This is a genomic window from Paenibacillus phyllosphaerae, assembly GCF_014192105.1.
GTDB classification, from domain to species: Bacteria; Bacillota; Bacilli; order Paenibacillales; family Paenibacillaceae; genus Paenibacillus_Z; species Paenibacillus_Z phyllosphaerae.
In genome coordinates this window covers 15,385-34,176 of sequence record NZ_JACHXK010000006.1, presented here as the reverse complement: position 1 = coordinate 34,176, position 18,792 = coordinate 15,385, and the positions used below count along the sequence as shown (strand labels likewise).

17 protein-coding genes and 1 pseudogene are annotated in these 18,792 nt (G+C 54.7%); 3 read left to right on the top strand and 15 right to left on the bottom strand.

Annotation, left to right across the window (positions count from 1 at the left end; translation table 11 throughout):
- Positions 1-69 precede the first annotated feature (69 nt).
- From FHS18_RS14780 to FHS18_RS14750, 7 genes are read right to left on the bottom strand one after another with little or no spacing between them, the layout of a single operon-like run.
- Positions 70-1,596, bottom strand: coding sequence for a nitrate/nitrite transporter (locus FHS18_RS14780; RefSeq protein WP_183600857.1), 1,527 nt, complete (start codon positions 1,594-1,596; stop codon positions 70-72).
- Positions 1,597-1,638: 42 nt separating this feature from the next.
- Entirely contained in the window at positions 1,639-1,998 is a 360-nt protein-coding gene (locus tag FHS18_RS14775; protein ID WP_183600856.1) for a group I truncated hemoglobin, read from the bottom strand.
- Positions 1,999-2,022: 24 nt separating this feature from the next.
- Positions 2,023-2,208 (bottom strand): hypothetical protein, encoded by a 186-nt coding sequence (locus tag FHS18_RS14770; RefSeq protein ID WP_183600855.1) that lies wholly within the window; start codon positions 2,206-2,208, stop codon positions 2,023-2,025.
- Between the two features lie 7 nt (positions 2,209-2,215).
- Positions 2,216-2,725 (bottom strand): QcrA and Rieske domain-containing protein, encoded by a 510-nt coding sequence (locus FHS18_RS14765; protein WP_183600854.1) that lies wholly within the window; start codon positions 2,723-2,725, stop codon positions 2,216-2,218.
- Positions 2,709-3,290: a 4Fe-4S dicluster domain-containing protein gene (locus FHS18_RS14760; RefSeq protein WP_183600853.1), complete on the bottom strand. Its 582-nt coding sequence runs from the start codon at positions 3,288-3,290 to the stop codon at positions 2,709-2,711. The genes FHS18_RS14765 and FHS18_RS14760 overlap by 17 nt, the downstream gene beginning before the upstream one ends.
- Entirely contained in the window at positions 3,268-5,412 is a 2,145-nt protein-coding gene (gene fdhF, locus FHS18_RS14755) for a formate dehydrogenase subunit alpha (protein WP_183601144.1), read from the bottom strand. Before fdhF ends, FHS18_RS14760 begins: the two co-directional genes overlap by 23 nt.
- 7 nt (positions 5,413-5,419) lie before the next feature.
- Positions 5,420-6,556 (bottom strand): hypothetical protein, encoded by a 1,137-nt coding sequence (locus FHS18_RS14750; RefSeq protein WP_183600852.1) that lies wholly within the window; start codon positions 6,554-6,556, stop codon positions 5,420-5,422.
- A gap of 116 nt (positions 6,557-6,672) precedes the next feature.
- On the opposite strand from FHS18_RS14750, the gene FHS18_RS14745 reads away from it, so the two are divergent.
- Positions 6,673-7,461 (top strand): Mrp/NBP35 family ATP-binding protein, encoded by a 789-nt coding sequence (locus FHS18_RS14745; protein WP_183600851.1) that lies wholly within the window; start codon positions 6,673-6,675, stop codon positions 7,459-7,461.
- Between the two features lie 100 nt (positions 7,462-7,561).
- Here the strand turns inward: FHS18_RS14745 and hmpA are convergent, their stop codons facing one another.
- The 5 genes from hmpA to FHS18_RS14720 form a co-directional block, all read right to left on the bottom strand.
- Complete coding sequence (gene hmpA / locus FHS18_RS14740) at positions 7,562-8,854, bottom strand: NO-inducible flavohemoprotein (protein ID WP_343060541.1); 1,293 nt, start codon at positions 8,852-8,854, stop codon at positions 7,562-7,564.
- A 90-nt stretch (positions 8,855-8,944) separates the two neighbouring features.
- Complete coding sequence (gene ric, locus FHS18_RS14735; protein WP_183600849.1) at positions 8,945-10,225, bottom strand: iron-sulfur cluster repair di-iron protein; 1,281 nt, start codon at positions 10,223-10,225, stop codon at positions 8,945-8,947.
- Between the two features lie 205 nt (positions 10,226-10,430).
- Positions 10,431-11,897 (bottom strand): S-layer homology domain-containing protein, encoded by a 1,467-nt coding sequence (locus tag FHS18_RS14730; protein WP_183600848.1) that lies wholly within the window; start codon positions 11,895-11,897, stop codon positions 10,431-10,433.
- Between the two features lie 141 nt (positions 11,898-12,038).
- Positions 12,039-12,740 (bottom strand): response regulator transcription factor, encoded by a 702-nt coding sequence (locus FHS18_RS14725; RefSeq protein WP_183600847.1) that lies wholly within the window; start codon positions 12,738-12,740, stop codon positions 12,039-12,041.
- Between the two features lie 7 nt (positions 12,741-12,747).
- On the bottom strand, positions 12,748-14,226 hold the full coding sequence (locus FHS18_RS14720) for a sensor histidine kinase (RefSeq protein ID WP_183600846.1): 1,479 nt from the start codon (positions 14,224-14,226) through the stop codon (positions 12,748-12,750).
- 227 nt (positions 14,227-14,453) lie between these two features.
- Here FHS18_RS14720 and FHS18_RS34380 point away from each other — a divergent pair, with 227 nt between their 5' ends.
- Both FHS18_RS34380 and FHS18_RS34375 read left to right on the top strand, forming a co-directional pair.
- Positions 14,454-15,185, top strand: a complete 732-nt coding sequence (locus FHS18_RS34380; RefSeq protein WP_246427660.1) for a PDC sensor domain-containing protein — start codon at positions 14,454-14,456, stop codon at positions 15,183-15,185.
- A 14-nt stretch (positions 15,186-15,199) separates the two neighbouring features.
- Positions 15,200-16,507: a methyl-accepting chemotaxis protein gene (locus FHS18_RS34375; RefSeq protein WP_343060540.1), complete on the top strand. Its 1,308-nt coding sequence runs from the start codon at positions 15,200-15,202 to the stop codon at positions 16,505-16,507.
- 51 nt (positions 16,508-16,558) lie between these two features.
- On the opposite strand, the gene FHS18_RS14710 is transcribed toward FHS18_RS34375, so the two are convergent.
- The 3 genes and pseudogenes from FHS18_RS14710 to FHS18_RS14700 form a co-directional block, all read right to left on the bottom strand.
- Complete coding sequence (locus FHS18_RS14710; protein WP_183600845.1) at positions 16,559-16,705, bottom strand: helix-turn-helix domain-containing protein; 147 nt, start codon at positions 16,703-16,705, stop codon at positions 16,559-16,561.
- 19 nt (positions 16,706-16,724) lie between these two features.
- Positions 16,725-16,940, bottom strand: a pseudogene (locus FHS18_RS34930) (GntR family transcriptional regulator); the annotation flags it as partial.
- Positions 16,941-17,196: 256 nt separating this feature from the next.
- Positions 17,197-18,723 carry an ABC transporter substrate-binding protein gene (locus tag FHS18_RS14700; protein WP_183600844.1) on the bottom strand — a complete coding sequence of 509 codons (1,527 nt, stop codon included), beginning with the start codon at positions 18,721-18,723 and terminating at the stop codon, positions 17,197-17,199.
- Positions 18,724-18,792 lie beyond the last annotated feature (69 nt).

The window sequence follows — 18,792 nt, the reverse complement described above, 5'->3', positions numbered from 1 at the left end:
TTGTTACGAGCTAGGCAAAATATCGCATACAAGAAAAAGGCAGCCCCTGGAGCTGCCTTCCTACCCGAGTTATTCCTTGATCGGTTCTGCCTTGATCTTGCCCGCCTTCCTGGTCAAGTCGCTGAACATGCCCGAGTACAGCATCACATCGCCCGCATCGTTCTTCACCGAGCTGATGGTGAGCCATTCTTGGTAGACGTCGCCGCCCTTCCTGCGGTTCCAGATCTCGCCCTGCCAGGAGCCGTCCTGTCTTAACGAATCCCACAATTCGCGGTAGAAGTCCTCGCCTTGAATGCCTGATTTCAGAATGCTCGGCGTCTTGCCCACGACCTCATGCTCTTCGTAGCCGGTGATCTGCGTAAAGGCTGCGTTCACGGAGCGGATATGGCCCGTCGTATCCGTAATCATAATGCCTTCCACCGCATTCTCGATGATTCGGGCCGACAGCCCCAGTTTCTCCTGGAAGAACATCCAGACGATCAGAATCAGGCAGGCAAGCGCGACTTCCGACATGGCCATGAACCCGATCGCGTAGTGACCCGTCAGCTTGAACAAGAACGCCAGCATCAACGGCGGGAAGAAGCCGCCCAATCCGCCCATCGCGGAGATGATCCCGTTCGCGATCCCCGCTTGCTTCGCAAAGTACATCGGCACCAGCTTGAAGATCGTCCCGTTCCCTAGTCCCGCACACAGCGCGATCGTCAGGCAGCTAATCGTGTACCATAACATGGAAGGCGCGAACGATAGCAACACGCCTGCCGCGGTCAGCCCGACGAACACGAGCATGAGAATCTTGAACGGATTGAACTTGTCGCCCAGATAGCCGCCGAGCGGCCGCATGAACGTAGCCAGGGCGATAAAGCCCGCGGTGCGCAAGCCCGCGTCCACCTTCGTCAGTCCGAAGCTGCTCACCAGGAAATTCGGCAAATAGACGGTGAACGCAACGAACGATCCGAAGGTTAGAAAATAAAAGAGACAGAGCAGCCATAGCTTCGAGTTGCCGGCTACTCCCCTGATCTGATCCATTAAGGAAGCGCGAACAGGCGTCTCCTCCCGATCGCCGAGCAGGAACATGACGACCGCCATCACAATCAGCAGCGCGCCGTAGGCCAATATGGTCTTCGACCAACCGATCTGATTGGCAAGAACCGGCGCGCCGAAGGTCGAGATCGCGGTGCCGAGGTTCCCCATGCCATAGATCCCGTTCACGAAGCCGTGGCGGCTTTTCGGATAATACTTAGGCAGCGACGTCACGCCTACCGAGAATACGGCGCCGCCCATCCCCAGGAATAGCCCGCCTATAATCAGATCGCCGAACGAATCCGCTCGGCTGAGCCAATACACCGGTAATAGTAGCACGATGAAGCTGAGCGTGAACAGTTTTCTCGCCCCGAAGCGATTGGTCCAGTACCCGACGGGCACCCGCATGATGGACCCGAATAATACAGGGGTGGCCGTCACCCAGGTCAGCTGGGAAGGGCTAAGCGCAATGCTTTCTTTAATGAACGCAATAAGCGAGGATAGGATCACCCACACCATAAAGCCGAGCGTGAGACTGCCGGTCTGCAAGGGAAGCTGAATGTTCGAGCGATTCATGTTGTCTGCTGCACCCCCGTCTGGTCTACTCGTCGATATTAGCTAATGCTGCACGATATGCTGCCGATACCCGGAGATTTGGTCGACCGCTTGGTTGAGCGCTTGTTGCGGGATCCGATGCTCCTGCAAGGTATCCTTAAGATGTTCGACTACCTTGTCGAAGTGCCCATGACCGGCCTGAAGCTTGGCATGCGCGCCAGTTAACAAGCGAGCATCGTAGTCTTCTCCCGAACCGAAGGCCGCTCCCAGAAAATGCGACATATGCTGTTTTTGCCTATCCATATCGCTATTCTTGAAGAAATGGTTGACTTCGTTATCCGCAATGACCCGATCGTAAAAATCGTGGACGATCCGGGACATGCCCTGCTCTCCGCCCAATTGTTCATATAGCGAGTTACTCAACTTGCACCGCTCCTATCTTCCTATTCATTTGGCCTCGTCGGTACGCGTGAAAAACCAAAAGGCAACGATGCCAAGCACCAGCATAAAGCCCAACGCCCAGACATAGCTCCACATATCCGATCTGCCGGCCGCATAATCTTCGAGCAATTCCTGCATCAGTATGATGGAGACCGATATCAGCGAGATGAACACCCACCATCCCATTCTCATCCTGGTATCAGGCTCCCTTCACGAGGCCGACGGCGAACACGCCGCTGCGTCTGACGGTAAGTTTGACCGTCGTTAAGGGACGAGGCGGCGGACCGGCAATGACCGAGCCGTCCAGAACGGAGAAGATTCCGTTATGGCAAGGGCACTTCAATTGCTCGGAAGGCTTGTCCCAAAAGACCGGGCAGCCTAGATGCGTGCATTTGATCTGGTACGATCTGTATTCCCGTTCCGAGAGCCGGACCAGAATCGCGGCGTCCTCTTCTGTCGGGAAGGCAAACAGCTTGCTCTCGCCGATCGCAAGCTCCTCCGCTTCCGCGATCTTCAGCGGCTCGATACGTTGCTCGGGGGCCTCCTTGCGCTGCATCGCTTTGATGGTGAACGGGAAGGAAGAGAGGAACAACCCTCCGAGCAAAGTTAATGACGCTGCAATGAACCCCCTGCGATTAAGCACCAGTTCCCGGTCCCGTTTGATATTGAATGTGACTTCCCGCCAGTAATTCTCAAGTTTGTCCCACATAAGGATCGCTCTCCTCGGCATCATAATATCCATATTTATGTCCGGCCAGATCCGGTAGCCCGATGACCGTCCTTGTCTCGATCTCCGTCGCGCCGAACTGCCACTGATATTGAACCGGCTTGCTGTTCTTCAGCTTGACGACCTCTTCGTCCACATACTGGATCGTATCCGTCGGACAGACGCTGACGCACATCGGCGGCCGGCCTTTCGATGTCCGGTCATAACACATGTCGCACTTGTACATCAGTTTCTTCGCTTCGTCGACGCGAGGGATGCCGAACGGACAAGCATAGGTGCAGTTCTTGCAGCCGATGCATTTCTCATGGGAGGCCGACAAGACGACGCCATCCATCACTTGAATGGCCTGCACCGGGCAAGACTCCGCGCACAGCGGCGTGTAGCAATGCATGCAAGGGGTCGGCGAAGTCGCCACCGTCTCGCCCGGCGTCAATTCGTCGACGAACATCCGCGAGAGATGGTCGTGACCGCTGCACTCCTCGCAGCCGATGACGCAGGCGCGGCAGCCGATACAGCGTTCGAAATCAATATAGAGCACTTTGGGCATGCTTGATATCCTCCTCACCCGCTTTTTCGATTTGGACGGCACAGACCTTGAACTCCGGGATTTTGGACTTCGGATCCAAAGCCGGGTTCGTTAATCGGTTGATGCCGAGCTGCTTGCCCCAATGATAAGGAACGAAGAGGGAGTCGGGCCGGATAATCTTGGTAATCTTGGCGGGGACGGTTATGTATCCTCTTCGGCTTGATATCTTCAGAAACTCGCCGTTCTTGATATGGAGCTGAGCGGCGGTATTCGGATGGATCTCGATGTACGGATCGGGACATAGCTTGCGGAGCGCTTCGATCCGCCGAGTCTGGTTGCCGCTTAAGTAATGGTAGACGACGCGGCCGGTCGTCAGGATGAACGGATAGTCCTTGTCCACCTTCTCATTCGGCCCCGTGTGCGTGAAACCATGCAGCTTCGCTTTGCCATCCGGGAATTTGAATTTCAAGTCCTCGAACAGTCGCGGCGTCCCTTCATGTTCAAGACTTGGGCATGGCCAGAATACGCCATCCATGCGGTCAATCTTGTCGTACGTAATGCCGTAATAATCGGCCACGCCGCCTCTGCTCGCTTCGCGGAGCTCATTGAATATGTCTTCCGGGCTGCCATAGTCGAAATATTGGCCGCGGCCCAGCCGCTTGGCGATCTCGCCGATAATCTCCCAATCCCGCTTGGATTCCCCCGGCGTCCGATCGATTCCCTTAATCCGGATGACCCGTCCTTCAATGTTGGTCGTTGTGCCGTTATCCTCGACCCATACGGTAGACGGCAGGACCACATCCGCCAATTCGGCCGATTCAGAGAGAAACATGTCGATGCAGACGAAGAAATCCAAACTGCGCATCCGCTCCTCGATATCGCCGATGCTCGGCGCAGACACAAGCGGATTGCTGCAGATCAAGAGCAGTCCCTTGATGTCCTGCCCTAGCGATTTGAGCATCTCGTAAGCAGAAATGCCGGGACCCGGAATCTCGCTCTCGTCGACTCCCCATACTTTCGCGACATGCGCTCTTGCAGCTGGATCGGTAATGACCCGATAACCTGGCAGCTGATCCGCCTTTTGACCATGCTCGCGGCCGCCTTGACCATTGCCCTGACCGGTAAAGGTAGCGACACCAGATCCTTTGCGGCCGATTTTGCCCGTCAGCAAACTTAGGTTCACGTAATTCGAGACGTTGTCGGAGCCAGTCGCGTGCTGCTCGATCCCTCTGGCAAACATGACCATACCCTCGCGAGCCTTGCCGAACATATGGGCGGCTTGTTCAATCTTGCGTTGGTCCACCCCCGTAATCATCTCGGCGTGGTAAGGGGTGAATTCGGCGACGGTCTCCTTCAGCGCCTCGTACCCGTTCGTATGCGCTTCGATAAAGGCGTGGTCGACCAGATTATCGCGGATCATCACGTGAATGATCCCGTTGACGAGCGCGATATCGGTCCCCGGGCGAAGATCGAGATGCAAGTCGGCGACCAACGCCGTCTTCGTCTCGCGAGGGTCTACCACGATGAGCTTCGCTCCCCGGTCTCTCGCCCCCCAGACGTATGGCATCGATAACGGATGGCATTCCGCCGTATTCGATCCGGCGATCAACAGCACGTCGGCGAATTTGATGTCCGACCACGGATTCGTCGACCCCCTGTCCATCCCGAGGCTTTGCTTGAATCCGGTTGCCGCAGCAGCCATGCAATACCGGCCGTTGTAATCGATGTTTTTGGTCCCGAGGCCGATCCGAGCGAACTTGCCCATCACGTAGCACTTCTCGTTCGTCATGGAAGATCCGCTGTAGATGCCGAAGGCATCCTTGCCGTGTTGCAGTTGAATCTCCCGCATCTTGGACGCCACCAGATCCAGCGCCTCGTCCCAAGTCGCCCGCTCCAGCTTGCCATTGCGCCGGATCATCGGATAGAGCAGCCGTTCCTCATGCTCCACCTGCCTGTAAGCCGAGACGCCCTTGGGACATAACCTGCCCCCGTTCATCGGGAAATCGTAGCGGGGCTCGACGCCGAGCACTTCCTTGGTGTCCGGCTTGAACCGAATATTCATGCCGCATTGCATGCCGCAGAATGCGCAGTGCGTCGCCACCAGTTCTTCGCCCTCGCGCGTAATCGCGTCGAACTCCCGCATGGCGTAATCAATGTTCTGGATGTGTTTCAATGAGCGGTTCTCCTTCCTTTAAGGCCGTCAGCCCGTTATGTCCATTCCCCTGTACCCATACGCCGGCTTGAGCGAGGCCCACCTTCATTCTGCTCGCGGACAACCGATTGGAGATACGTCTGCATTGCGAGCACAGATCGGACATATGCAGCGGCGTATGCTCGATCGGTACGGACAGATCCCGTTTGGAGAGCGCCGTCTGCACATCCTGGATCTGCATCGAAGTGGCGTACTCCACGCCGCAGCGCGCGCATTTCTTTTGCTCGGCTAAGCCATGGTAGGCCGGAATTACCACCGCCAGGAAGCGGAGCGGGATATGCCAGAACTTGCTGAACGGCATATAGAGCAGGAAGACGATGACCACGATCTCATGCGACAACGAAATGCCGTAATAGAACTCGCCTTCCATCCATAGCGCGGAGACGGTCAGCAGCGAACCCGTAATGGAGATCGCCATCAGCAGCACGAGAGGGAAGAGATCGTACTCGTCGCGCTGTTCGACAAGCCGGTTCTTCTCGTATACTCGCCGGATCATCGCCATGGCGCAACCCGCAATGACGGCGATTCCCGTCCAGTTGAGCCCATGATACAACGCGATCGCAAGCCAGGATTCGACTCCCATCCGGAAGAGAGGAATACCGAACATAACGACCTCGTAGGTCGTAGGCGCGACAAGTTCGAAATGCATCCAGTTCAACACGAGCGCGAATGTAATGCCGAACGAGAACAAAACTCCCCAAGATATAAGCAGATGCTGCGCTCCGCGGAACCAGGAGCGCTTGACGATAAACTTCTGCGTGCCGATGTTCGTGCCGAGCGTGTGGAATAAAAACTTCAGCCCTTTGGCGCTCGTCATCATCTCGAACCCTTGCCGCCAAAGTCTTCTCGTAGGCGGACGAAGCGACCATGCCGTAATCCGCATCGTGAAGAAGAGCAGACATAGTACCGTCGCGACCAGATAGCCGATTAACGCCAGGTCGACATGATGAAACTGCTCCGATCCCAGATAGACGGACACGAATATAACGATTGCTGTAATGAGGCTGTTGATAAGCGCCTTCCTCAGAAAGGAGCCCCGGTAGACCACCGGCGGCTGCACCGCTTCCTCTTTCATCTTATCCGCCCTCCAATTTCATAACTTGCCAGTTACGTCAAGTAGTATGGGTTATCCATGTTGGAGTTATTCGACTTTTATGCATGTTGCCTATTCGGGGAGTAGTTCTCCTGATATTGGGAAGAATAGCGATCATTACGCATGAGGAGGCGGTATCTATCAGCAGCCAGACGCAGCCGAAGTATCTATCTATCGTGAGCGGCAAAGGCGGGGTGGGAAAATCGACGGTCGCCGTGAATCTGGCCGTTTCCCTTGCCGAACGCGGCATGTCCGTCGGTCTTATCGACGCGGATATCTACGGCTTCAGTATCCCGAGCCTCATCAATATGCGGGCGGAAGCACGTTCGGACGAGAATCGCATCTTCCCGATCGAACGGTTCGGAGTGAAGTGGATTTCGTCAGGATTTCTGCGGACGGATAACCAGCCCGTCATTATGAGAGGTCCGATGCTGGGGAAGATTATCCGAACTTTTCTGGAAGACGTCGAATGGGGAACGCTTGATTATTTGTTGTTCGACCTGCCTCCGGGCACAGGCGACATTCCGCTCGATCTGCATCAGTTCCTCGGATCCATGAAGGAGCTTATCGTGACTACGCCCCATGATACCGCGGCGGAAGTCGCTTTTCGGGCAGGCGCGATGACGGAGCGCACCGGCCATGACCTGATCGGCATCGTTGAGAACATGGCTTACATGCAATGTCCAAGCTGCAACGGCGCTATCCATGCTTTCGGGCATGAGGGCGGCAATCGGCTGCAGGAAGCGCTCCAATGTAACATTCTGACCCGTTTACCGTTAGAACGACCCGGCGATCAAGCACCGGCGCCAGGCGTATACGATTCCTCTTCCGAAGCGGGCATGCTGTTTAGGCAGTTAGCGGATCACGTGATCCAAGTGACCCATTAACCCATTCGCGAAGACCAAAAAGCACTCCAATGAAGGGGAGTCTTCCATCCCCTTACTGGAGTGCTTCTTCTATACCGTTATACCCGGCTTGCCCAGCGCGCTACTCGATGTTGCCGAACGACCCGAAGAATTCATAATGCACGCGATTCGCGGGAACGCCTAATTCCTTGAGCTGTTTGTGAACCGCATGCATGAAGGAACGCGGACCGCAGAAGTAGTAGTCCGTATCCGCTTGAAGCGTCAGCGCGGACTTCAACCATTCGGATGTGATATGCCCTTCCTGATCATAGGATTTGGCAGCCTGATCCTCTTGCGTGGGCTCCTGATAGATCACGAACGACTTGACCGACGGATGGGTGTCGGCTAGTTGCTTCACATGTTTCCCGAACGCGTGAACCTTCCCGTGCCGGGCAGCCTGGATCATTGTGACCTCTCGCGTCGGATTGACGGCTGCAATCGTGTTCAGCATGCTTAACAATGGCGTGATCCCTACGCCGCCGCTAATGAGGACGACCGGCGTGTTGGCCGCCACATCGAGGTAGAAATCGCCGGCTGGCGCCGTAATCGCGATCGTATCCCCTTCTTGAAGCTTGCTATGCAAGTAGGTGGATACCACGCCTGCAGGATCGCCATCATGCGCATCTTCGCGCTTAACGCTGATGCGGTAGTAGCTTTCGCCGGGACGGTCGGATAGGCTGTATTGCCGCAAATGCGTATGCTCTTCCCCGGGGATATCCGCCTTCAGCGTAATATATTGACCCGGCAGGAACTCGACGAGCGGCTTTCCGTCCGCGGGTTTCAGGTAGAATGAAGTGATGACGTCGCTCTCCGCTACCTTCTTGTCGACGACAAAATCCTTAAACCCGGCCCAGCCGCCGGGCAGATTCTCCGTCGTCCGGTACATGGCGTCTTCCATGCGGATGAATACATCCGATATGACATCGTAGGCGTCCGCCCATGCATCGAGAATTTCGTCCGTCGCCGCGTCGCCGAGCACGTCTTTGATCGCCCCTAGCAAATGTTCGCCGACGATCGGATAATGCTCCGGCTTGACTTGGAGACTCCGATGCTTCTCGCCGATCCGTTCGAGCACCGGCATGATTTTCGACATGTCCTCAATGTTGGCGGCCGCCCCGTAGACGGCATCTGCCAATGCTTTGGGCTGATGGCCCGAGCGTTGATGCGACATATTGAATATGTTCTTGAGCTCCGGATGCTTCTCGAACAACCCTTGGTAGAATCGTCTCGTAATTGCTTCGCCATGCTCTTTGACGACCGGCAGCGTGGCCTGGATCACCTTCAGCTTGTCGGGTCCCAGCTGCTTGATCGTTTGCAGCGCGTTTCTCCATTTATTCTTCTCTTCTAATAATTGCGTTAATGCGGTTGTAGTCACAACTTTCCCCTCCTGCTTCATTCTTCCTTAGTAGAATGACCAGGATTCCTCCAACGGAACCAATGTAATAGTTACCAATCGATAGCGTTATTATCGCTGTTCCAAGGCGGGGAACAACAGCGAATTCTCCAGATGGATGTGCGTGAACATATCGGCCTCCAGCTCCTCCAGCTTGCGGAATGTCAGCGAGTACGTCCTGCAAGCGCCTTCCGGCAGTATATAGTCCTCCGTCACCTCGCGCATGCGCTGCAACAGTTCTCCTGCTCCTTCATGTTCGGCCTCAAGCGTATCCAGCAACGCCCGCGCCTGCGTGAATGCCTCGTCCGAACCTTCCGCTTCCGCCCGGATGATCGCCGGGAACAGCTGTTGTTCTTCTTTATTCAAATGCTCCAGCAGCTCGTCTGCCAGTTCACGGTACAACTGCTGCAATTGGAGCAGCTCCCGGTGCTCTTCGCCGTGCACTCTTGCTACCTTATTAACGAAATCACGCAGCACGGGAAGTTCCTCGCGCAAGAATTGATGATGCGTCGCGGTAATATGGGCAACTAATTTGGCCAGTTTACGTTCATCCTGCTGCCAATCCAGCGGCCAGGCGGGACGTATGGCCGTACATACTTCGTTCAGCTTCGTCAGCAGTTCTTCCTCCGGCAACTGTTTCTTCTTCGCCGCTTCAGCTACGGTCTGCTGCCCTCCACAGCAGAAATCGATGCCATAAGCCTTGAACACATTGCTCGCCTGCGTATATATGGACACGATATCCCCTACTCGCTGCTCGCTTCCGATTACCTTATTCATACCGTTTCCCCCTTCAGCATCGATTCGTTCGAACTCATCCGTCAGCAGCTTGATCTCTTCTTCCGTCAGCATCGTATTGGCCATCGGGAACAACGCATGTTCTTCCTTGCAAAAATGCTCCATTAATATAACGACCGCTTCGGCGGCGAATCCCGCAGCTTCCCGGATCTCGGATACATCTGCTTCATCCGATAGCCCCCTGCTTCGCTCGAAGAAGGTGCGAAGGTGCTGCTTGGCGAGATCATGCTCGAATTCCATGACGGCAATCGGTCCGGTATCCCGTCCGATATAGCGGGCCATCATCGGGAACAGCAGGTCTTCTTCCTTGCCCGAATGGCGCAGCAGGTGAGAATCGAATGCCTCCACGATCAACATCAGTTCCGCGAACTGCTCTGCTTCGTTTGCGCCCTCAACCTTGCCGATTTCATCCGCCCTTCGATATATGTCATCCATCTGCATGCGGAGCGGACTATGTTCCTCCAGCAGCTGCTGAAGCGGAGGCTTAAGCACCGGCATGTTTTCGTTCGCCGCTTCATAAGCGGATTTCAATCGTTGTTCATCCATCTTCGCGTTCATTGTGATCTGCCACCTGCCTCACTGAGAATTAATCTCAGTATGACGCAAGATGAGCGCGGACGAGGTGATCACAATCACATCAGTTATGGAAGAATTGTGAAGCCTTCGCTATTGGGTACCGGCAGGCAGCTAAGCTACGGCATATAATCGAAAAAAAAGCCTACCATTATAATGGTAAGCTTAGATAAAACATTCACGTATTCAGTTATTTCACATCAAACTTAACTGCGCTTGCCGTCGCCCACGTTCCGACTGGAACGACCTCATACGTTACGCCGGCAGCCAGTTTGCCGCCATTCTGAAGATCGAAAATACCGGTCTCCCCTTTGCGGGTCTGCACTCTGTATTGAGCCGTCAGTTCCGATCCGTCGCTGCCTTTCAATTTCACCGAGCGGTAGGCGAACAGCTCATCGCCTGGGTCCGCCGTAAGCGAGACCGAGATGGAAGCGCCGTCGATATTCGCCGCGGATGCGATCGTAAGCGGCTCGATCGTGCCAGCAGTAAACGTATTATTCTCAAGCACGAACCAGTCGGACGTCACCGTATATTTCACGCCGGATTGAAGCGTCGTGCCCGCTGGCAGACGGAATTTCGGTTCTTGCTTGCCGTCCGTCGATTGCGTGAAGCCGACGTAGTTCACCGTGATCGGCTGGCCGCCTTCCGGCGTCAGAACCGCTTGGCGAGTCGCCAAGGAAGAGATGATCTGAAGCGGTTGACCGTTATACGTGTTGTCTTCCTCCAGCACGATCGCATTTGCCCCGCGGCCTCCCGCATAAGCCGAGATGACGTAGCCGTAGTCGATCACGCCGTCCTCACGCAGGGAGCTGACCTCGAAGGTGTCGTTTGTCACCTGCTGAACGTTTTTCAGACGGATGGACTCTTCGCCGGACGCAATGCTGAACGTTTGGTTCCCTTTATAAGTCAGCGAGAACGTCTCGCCTGTTTTCATCGTTTGGATAGGCACGATATAGGTTGCGATCGATCCCGTCTTGAGTCTTGGCTGGTTGACGAGTTTCAATCCGTTGCTCAGCACGAAGTTCGCCTGCGCCGTTGCCGTTGTCTCGTCTTCGAGCGTCATCGGACGATCGAACGTGACTTCGAGCGTAATTTTGTTCAACGCCTTCACCGACACGATCGCCGCGGATTCGCTGCGGACGGCTTGCTGCGCCAGAACGAGCAGTTGCGCTGCCTCGCCGCGCGTTAATTTATCTTGGCCGATCTGAAGTTCGGTCATCCAGTATTGCACGGATTTCACGTCGCGCTGCAGCGCTTTGGCAATCATCGAAGCGAGGTTGCTGCCCTCAGCCGGTTGATTCGCTACGAACTTCGCGTCTTGCGCAATCCATCCGCTTGTAAGAGCGGCACTCACATAAGCGTCGTACCACTTGGCTTGCGGGCGTTCGGCAGCTGCCATATCCGGCGTAAGACCAAGCGCGAGGACGGCCATCTTGATGAATTCCGCATTCGTCAGCTGGCGTTCCGCATGCAATGCTCCGTTACCCGAGCCTTGCAGAATGCCTTGCTCAGCCAGTTGCGCTACCGCTTGCTGGATGGTTACTGACGTGCTATTCACGGTAGCGGCAGACGCCTGCGTATGGAATGGCAGCAATGCGCCTCCTCCGATCAGGACCGCGATTGCGATTTTGGCAGCTTGTTGGTTCGTCTTTTTCATATTATTTATCTTCCTCTCGGCTATCGGTTTTTGGCGTTTCCCTTTGACAACTTCATCATAAAGGACGGCCTTAAACCGGCTTCTAAGAAAGTTTAAACATTTTATAAACGAAGACGAAACAATGTTCGAACTCCCATTTCGTTAGATGGTGAAACGGTAACCCGCTCCCCAGACCGTTCCGATGTACTGCGGATTCGACGGGTCTTCTTCAATCTTCTCGCGAATCCTCGATATGTGGACGGCGACCGTCGCGATCTCGCCGCTGGACTCCAGCCCCCATATACGTTCGAACAGCTCTTCCTTGCTGAACACGCGGTTCGGATGCTCCGACAGGAACAGCAGCACCTCGAACTCCTTCGCGGTGAGCGTCACTTCGCGATCATGCACGAAGACGCGGTAAGCGGCTTTATGGATGGCAAGCCCGCGGATCTGAAGCACCTCCGAATCGGGTTTCTTCTCTGGCCCCCGTTCACGCGTGTATCGCTCGTATCTGGCCAGATGCGCCTTCGCCCGCGCGACCAGCTCGCTCGGACTGAACGGTTTGGTTACGAAATCATCGGCGCCTAGGCCGAATCCGCGAATCTTGTCCACTTCCTCGTTCTTGGCCGATACGATCAGCACCGGAATGTCGAGCTTCGCTCTCACCTGCTTGCAGATGTCGAACCCGTTCGCCCCAGGCAGCTGCAGGTCAAGGATGATCAGGTCGAATTCTCCGCTCAGCGCCCGATCAAGTCCCGCGTTGCCGTCATGCACGATATCCGCATCCATGTCATGCAGCCCGAAGTAGTCCTTCTGCAGCTCGGCGATATAAGGATCGTCTTCAATAATCAATATTCGTTTCATCTTCTTATCACCGGCGTTTCTGTAAGATTGGCAGCGTAAAACAAATCTCCGTTCCATGTCCTTCTTCGCTCTTCGCGGTTATACGCCCATGATGGCCTTCGACGATTTGCTTGGCGATCGCCAGGCCCAATCCGCTTCCTCCGGCTGTCGGCGTCCGGGAATCGTCGGCCCGGTAGAACCGGTCGAACACGAGCGGCAGCGCTTCTTGCTTGATGCCCGGACCATTATCGGCAATCGATACATTGAACGTTTCTTCCGCTTCGTTCACGCGCAGCGCAAGCGTTATGATCTTGGGTTCGCGGACCATGAATTTGATGCTGTTGGAAAGCAGATTGCCGACGACGCGCTTCAGCTTCTCCCGGTCGACCAGGACGGGAACGGGCCCATCCGGCAGAGGCAACCAGTTCACTTGAATGCCTTCCCGCTCGAAATCGATCGCATGCTCGTCTATGAGTCCGCGCAGCAGCGCGATCGCATCGGCTTCCGCAAAGGTGAACGGTTCTTGGCGCAGGTCGAGCTTCGAGTAATAGAACAGCTCCTCGACCAGCCGTTCCATGTCGGCTGCCCGCGTATGGATCGCGCGCGCATATTGGTCCAGCTTCTCCGGCGTTCGCGCGACGCCGTCCCGGATTCCTTCGGAATATCCTTTGATCGTCGTAATCGGCGTCCTGAGATCGTGCGAGATGTTGGCCAGCAGCCGCTTGCGGTTCTCCTCGTATTGGAGCGCCAGTTGGATCGAGGCCTGTAGCTGGCGTCTCATCTCGTCGAAGCTCAATACGAGCTGCCCGACTTCATCCTTGGAGCTTGCCCGCAGTTCTTGGGTCAAGTCGCCTTCCTTGATGCGTTCGGCGGATTGGCGCAGCCGCTCGAGCGGCAGGACGATTTTGCGCGTGACATAACGGTAGAGCACGATTCCGGTCAGCAGGACAATAAGCGCGAACAAGCCTACCAAGACGGGCAGCGTCTTGCGGACGATCTCCGCGAACGGGCTTCGTTCCCGAATGACGAAGATGCTTCCCTTCTCGTCGGTTGCGGCATCGTAATGGAAATCGAATTTCGCGTAGGCAAAAAAGCGGCTTCCCACGTTCATCGTATTGCGGATCGAATAGTTGCCCATCTCGTAGTCCGGCAGCGACGCCGTGAATTCGGCCTCCTGCATGTTGGGCGTCTCGTACAGCAATTCTTCGTCTTTGCGGACGAGCAAGCCGGCCTGCACCATTTTGAGCTGACTGTCATAATCCTTCAAGAGCGACAGGTCCGTCAGCTTGGACGGATCGTTCTTGGCCAAATATTTTAACTCGAGAAAGATGCTCTCTTCTTCGTCAGACAGCGGATGGAGCGAGTAATGGATCGTGTAGAAGCTGCGAACGCTCTTGTAATCGCCCGTTACCGCAACCGACAACAGATAAGTCGCAAGCATGAAGAGCATCACCGAGACGATGACCACAGATGTGAATGATAGCAATAAGCGAAACCGAATCGACATAGTCTCTCCCTCCTCTCCTTGTTGCGATTAAGCCATCACCCTTAAACGCAATGTGTTTATTCTAGCACAGGAGCCGCTGCGCAACGAATCAATATGATTCGAGGCGATCGATGGAACTCACGGCAGTATTTACTAGTCCGCAGTTTGCCTTCAATGTATTGTCGATTGAGGCCTTTTCGTCGATATCACATTAAAGAAATTAATTATTAAATAAAGGAGCTATCAAAATGAAAGCAACCATGCTGCAGCGCATGCAGCATATGTCACTGCGGAAGAAGCTCCCCTTGATGATCAGCGCGCTCGTGATCACCATTCTTGTGGGATCCAACGTGTTTGTATACCTCATGGGGTCCTCCATGATCATGGAAGAAAGCAAACAAGCGATGAATGATAATGCCGACCGTCTTAGCGAAGGTCTATGGACGGCTGTGCAAATGGCCGAGCAAGCCGCCTACCTGACATCGGACCACAGCACATTCCGAGATCTTCTCCATCTTCGAGCAGCAGGAACAATGTCCGACGAAGAATTCCTTTCTTCCAAGAACCCCCTGTACACGAAAGCGAACCAAACCTTGGCTTCCAGCTTCCAGGGCACGCGAGGCAACGATTCTTTCGTCCTCATGGATACCAATGGTACGATTATTGCAAGTACGAATCCGAATGTAATCGGTCAATCCCGGGCTGATCGTGATTACTTTGCCGCCAGTATGACGGGACAATCCTTCATCAGCGATGCCCTTGTTGCCAAGGACAGCAAGAAGCTCATCTTCGCTTTCTCCCACCCGGTTAAGGATGCGTCAGGCAAGATATTGGGCGTTTTTGCAACGGCGGTGACTTCGGACTATTTCACCAACAAATTCAAGGATATCAAAGTCAACGATGAAGGCATGATTACGATTCTCAGCCGTACGGGCGTCGTGCTGTACACAGCGTCAATCCCGACGCGATCGGCACTATGATCGAGGATCCCGGCGTGCAAGCATTAATTCAAGACCGCGCGCTAGGCGAGATGAAGACGGGCAACGCGGATTACGGCGGCCAATTCGTACGATATGCCAAGATTCCATCGGCGGATTGGACGGTGTCCGTGATGGACAGCTATGCGGACATTCAAGCTCCGATCCAAGACTTGGCCATGGGTATGCTTCTGATCGTACTGGTTGCGATCGTGGTGGCCGTTGCGGTCGGATTGCTCTTGTCCCGCAGCATTACGGTGCCCATTAAGCGTCTGACGGAACGCTTCCGCCAATTGGCTACCGGCGATCTGACCGTTATCGCAGACGGCACGTACCGCAGCGAATTCAAGGATCTGGCGAGCAGCTTCAACATCATGGTGGAACAGAATAAAGAACTGATCATGAACATGAACAAAACGATCGCCGTGCTCAAGGACAGCACCAATCACCTGGATGAATCCGCGGCCCAAACGTCCCGCTCCATCCATGAAACGACGACAACCACGCTCGAGATCTCGACCGCGATGGAATCGCAGGCTGAGGATACGGAGATGATCGTGGACAAATTCTACAGCTTCGGGGAGAAATTCGCGGGCATGAGCGGCAAAGCGCAGTCGGTCAAGAACCGCGCCGACGGCATCATCGAGGTATTCCATACGAGCGGTGAGGTCGTAAAGGAACTCATCAACATCAACGAGAAGAACGAGAACGAAGTGCAGAAGATCTCTGAGGTGACCGGCAAGCTGCAGGAGAGCTCCGCGCAGATCAGCACGATCACGGTGGCGATCAAGGATATCGCGGGCCAGACCAACCTGCTCGCGCTCAATGCCTCGATCGAAGCCGCGCGTGCCGGCGAGCATGGCAAAGGCTTCGCCGTCGTAGCCGACGAGATTCGCAAGCTGGCAGAGCAGAGCTCCCGTCAGTCCGAACAGATCAACGCCATCATTAGCCAGAACCTCGCGTATGTCGAAGAGAACAACCAGAGCGTTCAGGAGATCCAGCATATTTCGCAGCTGCAGGACGAGTATGTCGCGAAGACGAGAGAAGCGTTCATGACGATCGCTAATCACGTCAACGACATTACCGAACAGATTAAGAGCATGGCGGACGAAATTAGCCTTATGGAGGAAGATAAGGATACGGTGCTCGAATCCGCACAGACGCTATCCGCGTCCGGCGAGGAAGTATCCGCGTCCGTACAAGAGGTAACCGCTACCCTGCAAGACCAGAACGCCATGGTGCAGCGACTGGCGCAGATGGTCAATGCGATAGATCTGTTGAGCAAGGAGCTTGCGGCAGCCGCCGGCAAGTTCACCATCGAATAGTAGCAGCAATAGCACGAAGCAAGGGATGTCCCCTGCCTCGTGCTATTTTCATTATCGGTCCAGCAATCGCTTGAAGAGGAAGGCAAACTTGAGCCGCAGCAGGCTCCCGGTCTGCTTCAACTTCATCCCGAGCAGCTTCTCCAGCTTCTCCAGCCGATAAACGGCCGTATTCCGGTGAATGTACAACCGCCTGGCCATCTCGTTCGAATGAGCCCCGATACGGTATCACCGTTACCAGTTTCTCCATCGCTAATCGTTGCAGGACGTTGCGGATTGGCGTACGACTCACCTGGAAGGCTTCCGCGAGCGCGTCTTCGATCAATTGCATGTTCGGAAGCAGCCTATGTTGCGTAATCGCAAGCTTGATCTCTTTGTAGCTTTCCGACTCCTTCTTCTTGGACACAGCGTTCCTCCTTGTCTGGATGAATAACATGCTTACGCGACACTCATGTTAGCTATACTGACATTGTAGTCTTGCGACTGCCACAGGGTCAATGAATAGGCGGCATTTTCGTCACGACGCATAGGAAAACGCTTACAACACTAAGTTTGGATTAATCGTTATCTTAATCCGAGCAAAGCCGGTGAGTAAGAAAAGCCGCCAGGAGGCGGCTCCAACTCGTAAACTCAAGACAGCAGAAAAAAATCGCTTACCGGGTGGGGTAAGCGATTTTCGCGTGAAATTGCGATTATTTCTTGTTCGCGGCAAGCCATGCATCAAGCTGTTTCTGCTTCTCGGCGATAATCTTGTCAATGCCGGCTGCTTTTAGCTTTTCATTGAACTGCGGAAGGATCTTGTCCGGATCCACGCTGCCGGTTTCGAGCGCCGCCACGTACTGAGCGGTCACGTTCTTCACGGCTGCGAGTTCTGTCTTCACCGCATCCAGGTTCGCCGTGAAACCAAGTGCTGGCGAATCCACAGATATCGCTTCGAATGCTGCCGCATCGCGGGTACTCTCATCTTGGCCTTCTTCCAGATACGTGAGCGCTACGTCACCGAACATGAACGATTGATGCAGCTCATAGCCGCTGTTCGCTACGCGAGCGATGACGTTGTCGCTCTTCTTCGTATAATGTTTGCCCTCGATACCGAAATTAATCAGATTGACGATGTCTGCGTCCGTATAGGTCAGGTTCAAGAATTCCATTGCTTTCTCGGGATTGTCCGAGTTGTTCGCCGGAATCGCCCAGTCGAGGCCGAGCACGTCTTGCGTTCTGACGAGCGGCTGCTGCATGGACACTCTCACCATTTCCATACCTACGCTTGCCGAGCTGGTTTTCTCTTTGTTTGGGCCGTCGGAATCGTACAACGAGAACGCTTTGCCCGATTTCATCAAATCCGTATTGTTGACCTTCGTATTGACGGCATCTTTCGGAACGTAGCCCGCTTCGTACCACGTTCTCAGTTTTTTCAGCGCATCCACATAAGCTTGCGTCTCGTACAAGTTGACGACCTTCGTGCTGTCCGTCGAGAGATCGAGTACGCCCAGGCTGTCCGTCAACGTATCGATGTTAGCCAGGCCTTGCACGAGCGAAGTCATCGGCATTGTGCCCGTTGGCGTAGGCGCAATGACTGCCAGATCCGGGTTCTTCTCGTGAACCGTCTTGAACAGGTTGTCTAGATCGTCGGTTGTCTTAATGGTGCTCGCGTCAATGCCGGACTGATCCAGGATATCTTTGCGCATATAGATCGCCGAGCCGCCGAGCGGAAGCTGATTAACCGGCGTCGCGTAGATTTTGCCGTCGATGCGGGCTGCTTCCAACTTGTCACCGAGCGCGGTCTTGATGCCTTGCCCCTGCTGTTCGATCAGATCGTCGAGCGCCAGCAGCTGTTTACGAGCTACCATGCCGCTATATGCGGAGAAATCCGTCAGCATGATATCCAGCTTCTCGCCGCCGGTCAGCATCAGGTTCGATTGCTGCGCCCACTGGCCGATCGGAATGGCGGCGAACTTCACCGTCGCATTGATTTTCTCTTTCGTGATTTTGCTAATTTCCGCTTCGACTGCTGCAAGATCCGCAGGAACGTTGCCCAGTACCGGGAAGCCGAAGACGATCTCGTACGTTTCTGCCGAATCGGTCTGCTCCGTGGATGCATTCGCGTTGTTCGCGCCTGCTGCATTCGTATTATTCGTTGCTTGGTTCGAATTGCACGCTGTCATTAGTGCCATTGCTGCGATCAATGTCAACCAGGTTGCTTTCTTTGCTCGTTTCATAACGCTACCCCCAAGACTGGTTTGTTTTGAATCTGTTCTTAGTGTACAGCGTTTTCATAGGGGCGACCG

What these genes read in the sequence shown, in the direction of transcription:
- FHS18_RS14780 (WP_183600857.1), bottom strand. Translation starts at nt 1,596, where the DNA reads ATGAATCGCTCGAACATTCAGCTTCCCTTGCAGACCGGCAGTCTCACG.
- FHS18_RS14770 (WP_183600855.1), bottom strand. Translation starts at nt 2,208, where the DNA reads ATGAGAATGGGATGGTGGGTGTTCATCTCGCTGATATCGGTCTCCATC.
- FHS18_RS14765 (WP_183600854.1), bottom strand. Translation starts at nt 2,725, where the DNA reads ATGTGGGACAAACTTGAGAATTACTGGCGGGAAGTCACATTCAATATC.
- FHS18_RS14760 (WP_183600853.1), bottom strand. Translation starts at nt 3,290, where the DNA reads ATGCCCAAAGTGCTCTATATTGATTTCGAACGCTGTATCGGCTGCCGC.
- fdhF (WP_183601144.1), bottom strand. Translation starts at nt 5,412, where the DNA reads ATGCGGGAGTTCGACGCGATTACGCGCGAGGGCGAAGAACTGGTGGCG.
- FHS18_RS14750 (WP_183600852.1), bottom strand. Translation starts at nt 6,556, where the DNA reads ATGAAAGAGGAAGCGGTGCAGCCGCCGGTGGTCTACCGGGGCTCCTTT.
- ric (WP_183600849.1), bottom strand. Translation starts at nt 10,225, where the DNA reads ATGAACGCGAAGATGGATGAACAACGATTGAAATCCGCTTATGAAGCG.
- FHS18_RS14730 (WP_183600848.1), bottom strand. Translation starts at nt 11,897, where the DNA reads ATGAAAAAGACGAACCAACAAGCTGCCAAAATCGCAATCGCGGTCCTG.
- FHS18_RS14725 (WP_183600847.1), bottom strand. Translation starts at nt 12,740, where the DNA reads ATGAAACGAATATTGATTATTGAAGACGATCCTTATATCGCCGAGCTG.
- FHS18_RS14720 (WP_183600846.1), bottom strand. Translation starts at nt 14,226, where the DNA reads ATGTCGATTCGGTTTCGCTTATTGCTATCATTCACATCTGTGGTCATC.
- FHS18_RS34380 (WP_246427660.1), top strand. Translation starts at nt 14,454, where the DNA reads ATGAAAGCAACCATGCTGCAGCGCATGCAGCATATGTCACTGCGGAAG.
- FHS18_RS14710 (WP_183600845.1), bottom strand. Translation starts at nt 16,705, where the DNA reads ATGGCCAGGCGGTTGTACATTCACCGGAATACGGCCGTTTATCGGCTG.
- FHS18_RS14700 (WP_183600844.1), bottom strand. Translation starts at nt 18,723, where the DNA reads ATGAAACGAGCAAAGAAAGCAACCTGGTTGACATTGATCGCAGCAATG.